Origin of the sequence: Polyangium sp. 15x6, assembly GCF_029960785.1 — a bacterium.
Lineage (GTDB): Bacteria > Myxococcota_A > Polyangia > Polyangiales > Polyangiaceae > Polyangium.
The window spans coordinates 53,597-66,382 of record NZ_JASBQE010000016.1 but is presented as its reverse complement, the minus strand read 5'-3'; the positions used below and the strand labels follow the sequence as shown (position 1 = coordinate 66,382).

At 69.3% G+C, this 12,786-nt stretch carries 11 protein-coding genes; 5 read left to right on the top strand and 6 right to left on the bottom strand.

Annotation, left to right across the window (positions count from 1 at the left end; all coding sequences use genetic code 11):
• Positions 1-172 precede the first annotated feature (172 nt).
• Positions 173-2,512: an ATP-binding protein gene (locus tag QHF83_RS14335; protein WP_282418377.1), complete on the top strand. Its 2,340-nt coding sequence runs from the start codon at positions 173-175 to the stop codon at positions 2,510-2,512.
• The gene (locus tag QHF83_RS14330) at positions 2,499-2,900 is read left to right on the top strand and encodes a response regulator (protein WP_282418376.1); all 402 of its coding nucleotides are present in this window, start codon (positions 2,499-2,501) and stop codon (positions 2,898-2,900) included. The genes QHF83_RS14335 and QHF83_RS14330 overlap by 14 nt, the downstream gene beginning before the upstream one ends.
• On the opposite strand, the gene QHF83_RS14325 is transcribed toward QHF83_RS14330, so the two are convergent.
• From QHF83_RS14325 to QHF83_RS14315, 3 genes are all read right to left on the bottom strand, one after another.
• Positions 2,868-4,247 carry a cytochrome P450 gene (locus QHF83_RS14325; RefSeq protein WP_282418375.1) on the bottom strand — a complete coding sequence of 460 codons (1,380 nt, stop codon included), beginning with the start codon at positions 4,245-4,247 and terminating at the stop codon, positions 2,868-2,870. The genes QHF83_RS14330 and QHF83_RS14325 overlap by 33 nt on opposite strands.
• 392 nt (positions 4,248-4,639) lie before the next feature.
• Positions 4,640-5,029 carry a hypothetical protein gene (locus QHF83_RS14320; protein ID WP_282418374.1) on the bottom strand — a complete coding sequence of 130 codons (390 nt, stop codon included), beginning with the start codon at positions 5,027-5,029 and terminating at the stop codon, positions 4,640-4,642.
• A gap of 204 nt (positions 5,030-5,233) precedes the next feature.
• On the bottom strand, positions 5,234-5,662 hold the full coding sequence (locus QHF83_RS14315; protein ID WP_282418373.1) for a hypothetical protein: 429 nt from the start codon (positions 5,660-5,662) through the stop codon (positions 5,234-5,236).
• Between the two features lie 47 nt (positions 5,663-5,709).
• Here QHF83_RS14315 and QHF83_RS14310 point away from each other — a divergent pair, with 47 nt between their 5' ends.
• On the top strand, positions 5,710-6,948 hold the full coding sequence (locus tag QHF83_RS14310) for a hypothetical protein (protein WP_282418372.1): 1,239 nt from the start codon (positions 5,710-5,712) through the stop codon (positions 6,946-6,948).
• On the opposite strand, the gene QHF83_RS14305 is transcribed toward QHF83_RS14310, so the two are convergent.
• Positions 6,945-7,682 (bottom strand): hypothetical protein, encoded by a 738-nt coding sequence (locus QHF83_RS14305; protein ID WP_282418371.1) that lies wholly within the window; start codon positions 7,680-7,682, stop codon positions 6,945-6,947. The two genes, QHF83_RS14310 and QHF83_RS14305, sit on opposite strands and share 4 nt — an antisense overlap.
• Positions 7,683-7,854: 172 nt before the next feature.
• On the opposite strand from QHF83_RS14305, the gene QHF83_RS14300 reads away from it, so the two are divergent.
• A complete protein-coding gene (locus tag QHF83_RS14300) occupies positions 7,855-8,685 on the top strand; it encodes a M57 family metalloprotease (RefSeq protein ID WP_282418370.1) in 831 nt (276 codons plus the stop codon).
• Between the two features lie 66 nt (positions 8,686-8,751).
• Here QHF83_RS14300 and QHF83_RS14295 read toward each other — a convergent pair whose 3' ends face one another.
• Together QHF83_RS14295 and QHF83_RS14290 are read right to left on the bottom strand one after the other, a co-directional pair.
• Positions 8,752-9,294 carry an inorganic diphosphatase gene (locus QHF83_RS14295; RefSeq protein WP_282418369.1) on the bottom strand — a complete coding sequence of 181 codons (543 nt, stop codon included), beginning with the start codon at positions 9,292-9,294 and terminating at the stop codon, positions 8,752-8,754.
• Positions 9,295-9,388: 94 nt separating this feature from the next.
• Entirely contained in the window at positions 9,389-11,548 is a 2,160-nt protein-coding gene (locus QHF83_RS14290) for an SBBP repeat-containing protein (protein ID WP_282418368.1), read from the bottom strand.
• A gap of 224 nt (positions 11,549-11,772) precedes the next feature.
• Between QHF83_RS14290 and QHF83_RS14285 the strand changes: the two genes are divergently transcribed.
• Entirely contained in the window at positions 11,773-12,693 is a 921-nt protein-coding gene (locus QHF83_RS14285) for a hypothetical protein (protein ID WP_282418367.1), read from the top strand.
• Positions 12,694-12,786: the final 93 nt, after the last annotated feature.

Below are 12,786 nucleotides of genomic sequence, written 5' to 3'. Positions count from 1 at the left end.
GATATGACACGGCCGGAGCCGCCGCGAGAATGTTCGTGTCCGAAAAACACGGCCGGGCACGCCCGCGCGCGGCGGCGGGCCCCTGTGTTGCTTCTTCGCAGATCCAGGGGGCTTGTGGGCGCAGCTCGGCTTGTCCGAGCGGAGCCCCCAACACTGACGGAGGGCTTGGATCGTGACGACGGGCGAGGTCGACATCGGGGCCGAGGCGCTCGACTTCAGCGCCGAAGCGCTCGAGGAGTGCGCGCGGGAACCCATCCACATCCCGGGTGCCGTGCAGCCGCACGGCGCGCTCCTCGCTGTGCGTGAGGACGATCTCCGGGTGGTGCAGGCGAGCGAGAACACCCGCGCCCTCGTCGGCGTGGACGCACGCGCGCTCCTCGGTCAGCCCCTCCGGGCGTTCCTCGATCCGGGGTCGTGGGATCTCTTCGAGCGCGCCTTGAGGCAGCCCTCGCTCCGCAAGGAAAGCCCGCTCTTTTTGCGCTTCGCGGGGCTCGCGTTCACGGTGATGCTCCACCGCTCCGAGGGGCTGCTCGTGCTCGAGCTCGAGGGGGCGGGGCCGCCCGAGGAGAGCCGGGTCGCCGGCACGCTGCAGTTCGTCCTCGCGCGTCTGTCCGGGGCGCGGACCGTCCTCGACCTGCTCCGCAGCATGGCCAGCGAGGTCAAGGCGCTCACGGGCTACGACCGGGTGATGATCTACCGGTTCCACGACGACCTGCACGGCGAGGTGATCGCCGAGGTGCGCGAGCCGGAGCTCGAGCCTTACTTCGGCTTGCATTACCCGGCCTCGGACATCCCCGCCCAGGCGCGGCGTCTGTACGCGAAAAACCTGGTGCGATGCATCCGGGACGTGGAGGCGGTCCCTTCGCCCATCGTGCCGCCGGAGAACCCGCGGACGGGCCGCCCGCTCGACTTGAGCGACGCATGGCTGCGCAGCGTCTCGCCCGTGCATGTGCAGTACCTCCGCAACATGGGCGTCAGCGCGTCCATGTCGATCTCGCTCCTCCGCGGAGGAGATCTGTTCGGCCTCGTCGCGTGTCATCACCGCGCGCCCCGGCTGCTCGTGCCGGCCCAGCGCGGCATGTGCGAGGTGCTCGGACGCGTGGTTTCGTTCCAGCTCGAGGTGCTCGATCAGAAAGACGCGGCAGAGCAGAAGCTCCGCGCGAGCACGCTCGCGCACCACTACGTCGAGCAGGTGACGGCGCGGCTCGGGACGTCGAGCCGGATCGCGCCGGGCAAGGGCGAGGCCGAGAAGGGCCTGCTCGGGCAGGTAGGAGCGCTGCTCGGGTTCGTCGAGGCGACGGGCGTGGCCGTGGTGGACGAGTCGCAGGTGGCGACGGCCGGCGTGACGCCCACGGCGGAGGACGTGCGGAGGATCGCGGCGTGGCTGCGGGAAGTGATGAAGGAGCCGATCTTCGCGACGGACTCGCTCGGGGCGGAGCTGCCGCTCGCGCGCGGGCTCGCCGCGGTGGCGAGCGGGCTGCTCGTGACCTCGTTCAGCTCGGAGGGGCGGACGATGTCGTTATGGTTCCGACCGGAGATCGAGCGGACGCTCGCGTGGGGCGGCGACCCGCGGAAGCCGGTGTCGCGGGATCCGAGCACGATGCGGATCGAGCCGCGTCGATCGTTCGAGGTCTGGCGGCAGACGGTGCGAGGGTGCGCGGATCCCTGGAAGCCGTGGGAGATCGAGGCCGCGAGCGCGCTGCGCGCGGCGGTGGTGGGCATCGTGCTCGGGCAGGCGGCGGACCTCGCGCGGCTCGCCGCGGAGCTGCGGGCGGCCCTGCGCGCGCGGGACGATTTCCTCTCGGTCGCGTCGCACGAGCTGCGCACGCCGATCGCGACGCTGCGGCTGACGCTGGAGGCGCTGCAGCGGGCCACGACGCGGAGCGGGGAGGGCGGGCTCAGCCGGACGGACGCGACGCCGCGGATCGAGATGGCGATGCGGCAGGTGGAGCGGTGTGTCGCGCTCGTGGATCAGCTCCTCGACGTCTCGCAGCTCTCGTCGGGCAAGCTCTCGCTCTCGTTCGCGGAGACGGATCTCGGGGAGCTCGTGCGTCGGGTGGCGGAGCGGCTCTCGATCCAGGCGGCGGCGGCCGGGAGCACGATCGAGGTGCGTGCGCAGGCAGGGGTCGTGGGGCAATGGGACGAGGGGCGGCTCGATCAGGTGGTGACGAACCTGCTGACGAACGCGATCAAGTACGGCGCGGGGCGGCCGGTGACGGTGGAGGTCGCGACGCGCCGGCGCGAGGCCGAGCTCGTGGTGAAGGATCGGGGCATCGGCATCCCGGCGGAGGCGCAGGCGCGGATCTTCGAGCGATTCGAGCGAGCGGTGCCGGCGAGCCATTACGGCGGCTTCGGGCTCGGGCTGTGGATCGTGCGGCAGTTCGTGGAGCAGATGGGGGGCCACGTGAGCGTGGCCTCGACCGAGGGGCAAGGCGCGACGTTCACGGTGTGCCTGCCGCTCGTCCGCGGCGCGGCGCCCGCGGGGAAGGGAAAGGACGTTGGCGGGAGCTAGCCGCTGCGTGCTGGTGGTGGACGACGACGAGGATCTTCGCCGAACCGTGACGATGGTCCTCGCGGAAGAGGGATATCGTGTTCTCCAGGCGGCCAACGGCGCGGACGCGCTCACGCGGCTGCACGATGGCCCGCTGCCGGACGTGATCCTGCTCGACCTGATGATGCCGGTGATGAACGGAGAGCAATTCCGCAGGGCGCAGCGGGCCGATCCGTCGCTCTCGGAGGTGCCGGTCGTGGTGATGACGGCGGCGGGATCGCGGGCGGTCGAGGCGATCGCGGCGCTCGGGCCGACGCGCGTCTTGCACAAGCCGGTGGGGCTCGAACCGCTGCTTTCGGCGGTGGACGAGGTCGCGTCAGGGCACGAGCGGAGCGGGCGCGCGAAGTAGCGCGGTCTTCCGCGCGGGCTCGTAGGCGACGACGATCGGGCCCGTGGGGCGGAGGGTGATCATCGGGCTGAGCGCGGGCGGGCGCCGTTCGAGGAGGCGAACGCGGACGCGGCGGAGGATCGTGGCGAGGACGATGGTGGCTTCGAGCAGGGAGAACTGGTTGCCAATGCAGATGCGAGGCCCGCCGCCGAAGGGATAATAGGCGAAGCGTGGCAAGGCGCGCTCGAGGCCGTTGAGCCAGCGTTCGGGGAGGAAGCGCTCGGGCTCGGGGAAATAACGGGCGTCGCGGTGGTTGACCCACTGGCTGATCCAGAGCTGGGTGCCCTTGGGGATGCGATAGCCGCCGAGAGAGGTCTCCTCGATGGCCTCGCGGCCGATGGCCCACGCGGGCGGATACAGGCGCAAGGTTTCGAGGATCGTGGCCCGCGCAAAGGGCAAACGCGCGAGGTTCTCCGTGGTGGGGAGCGCGTCGCCGAGGGTCTCGTCGATCTCGGCGCGGAGGCGGGCCTCCACGTCGGGATGTTTCGAGAGCAGGACGAACGCGTAGGAGAGGGCGAGGGCGGTGGTCTCGTGGCCCGCGAGGAAGAGGGTCATGAGCTCGTCGCGCATCTCGCGATCGGAGAGGCCGCGGCCCGCGTCGTCCTCGGCGGCGAGGAGCATGGAGAGCAAATCGGAGCCGCCGCCGCCGCGCGCACGCCGGGCACGGACGACGCCGAGCAGGACGTCGTCGAGGGTGGCAATGGCCTCGCGGGTGCGGCGATTGTCGGGCAGCGGGAGGTGCTCCATCCAGGGGAAGAGGGTGATCAAGCCGTCGCCGAATCGATCGACGACGACGTCGAGGGCACGGGCGACGTCGGCGGCGCGCGGGCCGACGTCGCTGGCGAAGAGGGCCTTGGCGACGATTTCGAGGGTGAGTCGCATCATGTCGGCGTGGAGGTCGCGGACCTCGCCGGGCTCGCGCGCGAGGGCGAAGCGCTCGGCGGCGAGGGCCATGTCGTTCCCATACGTGGCAATGCGCTCGCGGTGGAACGCGGGGGCGAGGAGGCGGCGGTGGCGGAGCCATATGTCGCCTTCGCTCGTGAGGAGGCCATCGCCGAGGATGCGGCCGAGGCCGCGGGTCATGCGGTCTTTCCAGAAGCGACGATGCTCGGAGACGAGGACGCGCTCGATGTCCTCGGGTTCGCGGACGAGGAAGGCGTCGATGGGGCCGAGGCGCATGCCGACGATGGGCCCGCGCGCGGCGAGGGACATCAGGAAGGCGAGGGGATCGGCGCGGTAGGCGATGAAGTGACCGGCGAGGGGCAGGGCGCCGGGGGCGAGGGGCGGGAGAGGGGCGGGCGCGGACATGGGCGGTATCGTAACTGGAAAAACGGCGGCGGTGGGGGCGCCGCGCCGGGGCGCTGCCCCGGACCCCGCGGGGGCTGTTCGCCCCTCGACCCGAACCAGCGCAAGCGCTGGACTCGGGGTGGAAGAACTGCGCGATGCGCAGTTCTTCCAACGGGCCCGTTGGACCGCGTTGCCAGTCGAGAGGGCAGCGCGGCGGTCTCGGTTGGCAGGGTCGTCGCCGGTCTCGACTCGGCCTGCTCGATGAACTGCGCGGAGCGCAGTTCATCGACAAAAGGTCCAGCGCTTGCGCTGGTCCGGGTCCAGGGGCGGATAGCCCCGGTGGGGCCTGGGGCAACGCCCCAGCGCAGCGGCTCCCACATGAGACCAACGCTCAGGCGTTTAGCAGGCTGCGTTCACAAGCACGAGCAGAGCGGATCACCCAGCTCGCAGTCGCAGGGCTTGCCCCCCGACCGGTCTGGTAGAATGCACACGTATCCCCTTCCGGCCTTTCGTTCCGCCTTCAGTTCGTCGAGCGCCTTCTGCAGCGCGGCCCGCAGCTCATCGTCCTTCGCCTTCTCCGCTTCTTCGGCGGCGCGCGTCGCCGCTGCGAGCGTGTGTTCCTTTCGGGTGACGAGCGACGCGCCTTCGAGATATCGCGGGACCTCGGCGGGCGGCTTGAAGAAGAGGACGTAGACGACGATGGCGGCAATCGGGACGCAGACCGCGCAGAGGTCGAGGACGAGCCCTTGGCCGTGCTTCGCCGGTCTGCCGTTCTCCGATTCCGTCGTCGCGTCCCCGCTCATCGCGCCTCCACGTCCCGGCAAGGGAGTCCGGATGGGCCATCCTGCACGAGGATCGACGCCCGTGGCAAGTCGCCGCTCCGCCGGCGGGCCGAGGCATCCCTCGGCGGGCGAGGTGTACCTGCGATCGTGCTCGGGTGCGCTTCCGGGCGCCCGAGGCGCGCTTCCGCCGGCGCGCCGAGGCATCCCTCGGCGGGCGAGGCGCCCTCAGTTCCCGGGGCCGCGCGCGACCGGGACGTAGAGAAACGCCTCCCTGCAGCCGTAGCCTTCATGCAGCGTCTCGTCCACGCAGAGATCACGCACGCGATAATGATCGCCTCCGCCGTCGGGCGTCTCGATGGTGACGACGCAGTCGAGATCGATGGCCGGGATGTGGATCGCGTAAAACTGCCCCGCGGCCCTCATCGGAGAGAGCTTCGTCCTCTCGCCGACCGGGCACTTCAGCCATACCGAAGCATCCGCGACGGGCTCACGGACGGGCCCGGCGCCGTCGCGCACCACCACCACCCGAAGCTGACCGGCGGGGTCGCACGCAGCGAGCAAGAGGGAAAAGAGCGCGCCGAGGCAGATGTTTCGGATCACCTGATGGACGTAACACGAGAGCGAGACGCGGATCGACGACTTCGAGCGCGACACAGCACCTTCGCGACACGCTCGAAACCAGCTAGGCTCGAGGACGCGCCATGACGCCGCGTCCCGCCCCCACCGCGCCTCCGAGGAGAATGCTCGCCGCGACCGCCGCGCTCGCCCTCGGCCTGCTCGGCGCCCCCGCGGCCGCGGACGAACCCGCGTCCGCATCCGATCCCGCTCCCGTCGCCATTCCCGCGCCCGCGCCCGCGCCCATTCCCGACCCGGCGTATCCGCCCCCCGTCGTCGTCGAAGAGCCTCCGCCGCCGTCGCCCGAGACCGTCCCGTATCGCCCCGTCAACGTCGGGTTCTTGTATCCGATGAGCACCAACATCGGGGCGCCGGACGTCTTCACGCACCTCGACATCGCGCTCATGCTCGGCCGGATCGGCTATCTCGGCGGCTTGCAGATCGGGCCCGTCGGCTGGGTCGGATACGATATGCGGGGCGCGCAGATCGGGCTCGCGCACGTCGTCGAGGGCCGCGCCGAGGGGCTCGAGATCGATGGCATCTTTTCCATTGCGCAAGGAGACTTCGCGGGCGCGCAGGTCGCGGGGCTCATGGGGTGGACGAGCGGGCGGATGACCGGCGTCGCGCTCGCAGGAATGGCGAGTTACGTGTACGCCGACGTCGACGGCGTCCTCGCCGGCGGGCTCGTCTCGGTCGCGCGCGGAAGGGTCCGCGGGCTGCAGTTCGCGGGCGGGACGAACATCGGGCGGGTCGACGGCTTGCAGCTCGGAATCGTGAACGTCTCGGCCGAGGTGCGCGGCGTGCAGATCGGGCTCATCAACGTGGCGCGGCGGATCAAGGGCCTGCAGGTGGGGGTCCTCAACGTCACGGACAAGCTCGAAGGCGAGTCGCTCGGCCTCGTGCCGATCCCGCGGCGCGGCGGGGTGCACCCCGTGCTCTGGGGCTCGAATTCGATCTTCGCGAACATCGGGGTCAAATTCGCGAGCGCCTATGCGTACTCGATCCTCGGTGTCGGCCTCCACAATCGACCGCTGCCGGAGGGAAAACGGCAAGCGGCGTTCACGGCGGGGCTCACGCTGGGCGCGCGCGTGCCGATCGCGGAGGGATTCGCGGTGGCCGGGGATCTCGGCGGAAACCGGCTCTTCGCGGAGGGCGTGCCGCTCACGACGCACGACGAGCTGTACAAGGCGCGCGTGCTCTTTTCGTTCGAGATTGCCAAACGGCTCGTGCCGTTCGTCGGGGGCGGGGTGGCGATGGCGGTGCAGGGCTCGGATACGCTCCGGTTTTCGATCCTGCCCGAGGGAACGGCGGGGATCGAGCTTTAACCGGCGGACGCGGTGGCCGTCTCGCCCGGCGAGGGCAGGTTTTCCCCGGCCTGCGCGACGTCGTGGGCGTCGAGCGCCCGGGCCGCGACGAACAGCAGCGCCGCGTGCGCGAGCGAGACGAATGCATACGCGACGATCGGCACGAGATCGCGCTTCGGGCCACACGCGACGAGGAGCGTCGCGATCAGAAGAACGTTGTGAATCACCGACCAGCGACCGACGCGGCGGGCCTGCGCGGCCGCGTCCGGGCTGCGGCGAAGCAGGAGGATGCCGAGCCCGAGCAGCCAGCCCGCCACGAAAAGCCCGCTCGGCGCCGAGAGCGTGAGGATGAGGACCATGGGCTCCATGGCCTCGAGGGGCCTGCCGAGCATCTCCAAGCTGATGACGAGCCCGACGAGCGCCGCGAGCGCCCCCGGAATGACCATCTGTCCGAGCAGGAAGCTCGTGATCGCGGCGGCCTTCACCGAGCGTGGCGCCTTGCCGGCGACCCAGACGGGCACCTCGGCGGCGCGGTATGCGCTGCCGCCGCGCTTCTCGTAACGCGAGAGGACGAGCCCCCACACGTCGCGCCCAGCGATACGGCCCACCACGTACAGCAGCGACGGGAGGAGCAGGAACCCCACAACCAGAATGACGATCTCCATCGTGACCTCGGCCTCGATCGATGGACGCGCGAGGAGCGCCGAACGTTCCGTGGCCTTCGAGGAGTTAGGGTGCAGGGTTCGAGGAGACAAGGTGGCAAGCCTGGTCACTCGCCGTGCCACTTCCTCCGCACCATTACGACGCTCCGACCGGACATTTTCAAGCACCGGTCACAAAAATTACCATATCGACGTGTCTTTCCGATCCTGGTAGACATTCGCGCTGTCCGGGATGGTCACGAATCGGAACAAGGAGTCGTCGCCCATGAAGAAGCTTGGCCTCGTTCACGGATTGCTCGTCCTCTCCGCTGTGTTTGCCGGCGGCTGCGTCGCCGAAACCGGCGAGCCGGAGGACCTCGAGAACGTCGGAATGGGCATCACCTGGGAGGAGTTCAAGGCGAACGCCTATCAGGAGCCGGATACGGGCGTTTACATCGTCGACGGCGACACGCCGATGTTCAGCGAAGCCGAGCTCGAAGCGTTTTACCTCGAGCACGTGCAACAGGGCGCGCTCGCGGTCATGACGCAGGGCGGCAGCGACGTGAAGTGGGATTCGGCGACGGCGCTGAACATCACGTATTGCATCAGCACGAGCTTCGGCAGCCGCTACAGCGCCGTCGTGAATGCGATGAACACGGCCACGGGCGCCTGGGAAGGCGCCGCAAACGTGAACTTCGTCCACAAGAGTGATCAGGACGCGAACTGCTCGGCGCAGAACAAGAACGTGATCTTCGACGTTCGTCCGGTGAACGTGGGCGGGCAATACCTCGCGCGCGCATTCTTCCCGAACACGAAACGCAACGGCCGCAACGTGCTCATCGACAACACGGCCTTCACGTCGCAGGGCATCTCGCTCGACGGCGTGCTGCGCCACGAGCTCGGCCACGCGCTCGGCTTCCGGCACGAGCACACGCGGCCCGAGGCCGGCGCCTGCTTCGAGGACAACAACTGGCGCGGCCTCACGCCCTACGACTCGGGCTCCGTCATGCACTACCCGCAGTGCAATGGGACGAACTCGTGGGCGCTCAACCTGACGAGCCAGGACAAGGCGGGCGCGGCCTCGCTCTACGGCGCCCCGGGCAGCGGCGGCAAGTGATCGGCTGAGAGAGATCGAAGAGAATGGGAAAGGGGTCCTGGCCCGCGCCGGGACCCCTTTTTCATTTCAGGGTTTGCCCCAGGCCGCGTCCTTCCGGTAGGTCGCGATGGATTCGGCGATCACCTCGAGGCCGCGCTTGCGATCGTAGAGGTCGTCGACCTCGCTGATCTTGCCCTCGAGGATCTTGTAGTCCTGAAAGAACCGCCGGATCTCGGCGAGGACGTGCGGCGGGAGCGCCGTCGCATCCTCGTAATGGGCATACGCAGGATCGTCGATGGCCACGGCGACGATCTTGTCGTCGACGCCCTTGTCGTCCCGCATGCGAAACCCGCCGACCGGCCGGGCGCGCACGATGGTCAGGGGATGCACGGGCTCCTGCATCAAGACGAGGATGTCGAGCGGATCGCCGTCGCCGGCGTGCGTCTGCGGGATGAACCCGTAATTCGCAGGGTAATGGACCGACGAGTAGAGGACACGGTCGAGCATGAGCAGGCCCGTGCGCTTGTCGAGCTCGTACTTGAGCTTGGATCCACGCGGGATCTCGATGACCGCAGGGACGAACTCGGCGATGGTGGACGGGACGACGTGGATATCGTGAAGAGGGTGCATGGTCTCGGGGTTTGGGGCGTAGCTCGGCTCGTCCGAGCGTAGCCCCGAGCGGAAAAGGAGGGGTTCGCCGGAGCGAACCCCCCGGGAGGAGGAATCAGGGCGCGAGCTTCGCGAGGAACATGTCGGTTCCGCCGGCGGAGGTGAAGGGGCCGCCGCCGAAGTCGATGAGGTTTTCGAAGAAGCCCGTCACCCAGGTGTTCGTCTGCGGGTCGATCGCGACGGCCTCGCCCGCCTGGCTCGTCATCATGCCGCTGCCGTACCGTTTGAGCCAAAGCTGCGCGCCGTCCGGGTTGAGCTTGCCCACGAAGGCGTCACGCCCGCCCGTGCTCAGGACCGCGCCGCCGCCAAGATCGATCTGGTTGAAGAACTCGCCCGTGATCACGATGTTTCCGAAGACGTCGATCGCGAGGCCCTTGCCGCGCTGTGCGCCCGGGTTGCCGAACCTCTTGCTCCAGGCGTGGTTGCCCGCAGCGTCGAACTTGGCCAAGAACCCGTCGACGTTGCCCGTGCCGTCCGCGCTCGTGAGCGTGGTGGCGCCGCCGTCGAACGAAACCGAACCGGCAAACTCGCCCGTGACGACCACGTCGCCATCGCTGGGATCGACGGCCACGGCGAGCCCGCGCTGCTCCGAGGCGTCGCCGAGGCCCTTGCTCCACAGGTGCCCGCCGGTGCTGTCGTACTGAGCCACCACGATGTCGTAGTCGCCCGCGCTCGTGAGATTGCCGCCGCCGAAGTTGGCGCTGTCCTGGAAGGAGCCGACGAGCGTCACCTGACCCGCGGGGGTCACCGCGATCTCGGTGCCGAACTGCGTGCCCGTGCCGCCGAAGCCCTTGCCCCAGACCGCGTTGCCGGTGCTCGAGTACTTGAGGAGCAACACGTCGAAGCCCCCCTGGTTGGCGATGACCCCGACGAAGTTGAGGCTGCCCGAGTAGTGGCCCGTCACGTAGACCGCGCCCTGGGCGTCGACCCCGATGTCCATGCCCTGCTGGGTCACGGTGTTGCCGAGCGTCTTCGTCCAGACGTGGGCGCCGTTCGTGTCGAGCTTGGCGACGAAGAGATCGTCGCCGCCCGCGCTCGTGAAGGTGCCTTGGCCGAAGCTGATCGTGCCCTGGAAGGCGCCCGTGACGTACACGTTGCCCGCGCCGTCGACGGCGATGCCGTTGCCGACCTGGGCCGCGGAATTGCCGTACTGCTTTGCCCAGAGGACGGTGCCCGTCGGATCGTACTTCACGACGATGACGTCCGTGCTGCCTGCGCTCGTGAGCGCGCCGATGGCGCCGCCGAAGTTGATCGTGCCCTCGAAGTTGCCGATCGTGTAGACGTTGCCCTGGGGGTCGACCGCGACGTCCAGGCCGATCTGGTTCGAGGCGTCGCCGAACGCCTTGCTCGCGACGTGGTTGCCCGTGCAGGCGAGCGCCGCGCCGCTGCAGTCCTCGTCCGCCGGCGAGGCGCAGTTGTCGAGCGAGGGGAGGACCTCGCCCATGCAGGCGCCGTAGCCCGAGCCATCGGGGAGGCAGGTGTGGTTGCCGGCCTTGCACAGGCCAACGCCGGCCGTGTTGTTCGGGCCGGTGTAACAGGTCTCGGTCGTGTTCGGCGTGCAGGCGCAGCCGATGCCGTCGTCGACCACGCCGTCGCAGTCGTCGTCGAGCATGTTGCAGACCTCGGCCGAGGGCATGACCTGGCCCTGGCACGCGCCGTAGGACTGGCCGTCGGGCGCGCAGGTGGCCTTGCCCATGACGCAGACGCCCATGCCGGCCGTGCCCGGCGGGCCGTCGTAGCAGTCCATCATGTCGCCCGGCTGGCAGACGCAGCTCGGGCTGTCGTCGACCGCGCCGTTGCAGTCGTCGTCGGCGGCGTTGCAGGTCTCGGCCGCGGGCAGGACCTCGTCGACGCACGCGCCCCACTCGCCGTTCGGCTCGCAGGTCTGCACGCCGGCCTTGCAGGAGCCGACGCCCTCGGTGCCGTCGGGCCCGGAGTAACAGGTCTGCGTCGTGCCGATGGTGCAGCCAGCCATGCCGCCGGTGCCGCCCGTCCCGCCGCCGCCCTGGCCGCCCTGGCCGCCCTGGCCGCCGCCGCCCTGGCCACCTTGGCCGCCTTGGCCACCCTGGCCGCCTTGACCGCCGGTGCCGCCGGCGCCGCCCTGCGCGCCGCCCGTCGTGTTCGGGGTGGGTTCGCCGCAGCCGGCGACGGCGCTGAGCAGGGCGAGCGTGATCGTGGGGAAAGAAAGAGAAAGGAGTCGCGATCGGCGAAGCATGATGGTGAAGCCTCCGGCGTGGACCGAGGGGAGTGATCCCGAGTTTCCGTCACATTACCGAATGCAAGACCATGCACAATACCCCGGCCGCTTCCCGCCGGTTCGGGCTGGAATCGCAGCGGAAACCGTGGCCGGGGGCGCTCCTTGACGCCCGGAAGGGGGTCTGGTCTCCTACGTTCCAGCATCGGCGTTCGAGAAGACGCCGATTTCGTGGAGTTTTCCCCATGCGAAGAGCTTCCTTGCGTCCTTCCTGGTTCGCCTTGATCGCCGTCTCGGCGCTGGTGTTCGGTTGCGCCGCAAAGACGAGCGGTACTTTCGGCGCCGGCGGCGAAGGAGGCGAGGCGGGGCAGGGCGGCTCGGCCGGGTCGGGAGGGCAGGGAGGATCGGCAGGGCAGGGCGGCGCGGGCGGGTTCGACTTCCCGACCGACGGCGGGACGCCCGACCCGGAGCTGCCGGGCGAGGTGTTCGGGCACAGCCCCGATCGGCTCTACAAACTCGAGCCCTACACGAAGCAGGTGTCGGTCGTGGACTACTTCCAGGGTTGCGGGGAGGTCATCGACATCGCGATCGACAAGGATTCGAAGATCGTCGGGACGAGCTTCAGCGGGCTTTACTGGATCGACAAGACGACCGCGAAGTGCACGGAGATCGCGAGCGGCAGCTACCCGAACTCGCTCTCGTTCGTGCCGGCAGGGACGCTCGATCCGAACAACGAGGTGCTCGTCGGTTACCAGAACTCGACGTACGTGCGGATCGACACGACGACCGGGCAGATGACGACGGTCGGCTCGATCGGCGGCGGGTACTCGTCGAGCGGCGACATCGTGTCGGTGAAAGGCGGCGGGACGTACCTCACGGTGAAGGGCAACAGCTGCAACGACTGCCTGGTCGAGGTGAACCCGAAGACGGGCGCGCTCATCAAGAACTGGGGCTCCGTGCCGTACGAGGACGTCTTCGGGATCGCGTTCTGGGCCGGCAGCGTCTACGGCTTCAGTGACTCGGGCCAGCTCTTCGAAGTGACGTTCAACCCGAACGGGACCGGGATCACGACGAAGGACATCCCGATCCCAGGCGGCTCCGCGAGCCTCGTGTTCTGGGGCGCCGGCTCGACGACGTTCGCGCCCGTCGAACCGCCGCCGAAGTAGGCTTTTGATCGACAGCGTAGCGCCGGGGTTTCACCCCGGGCCCGAGCAGGGGCTATCCGCCCCTGCACCCGGACCAGGGCAAGCCCTGGACCG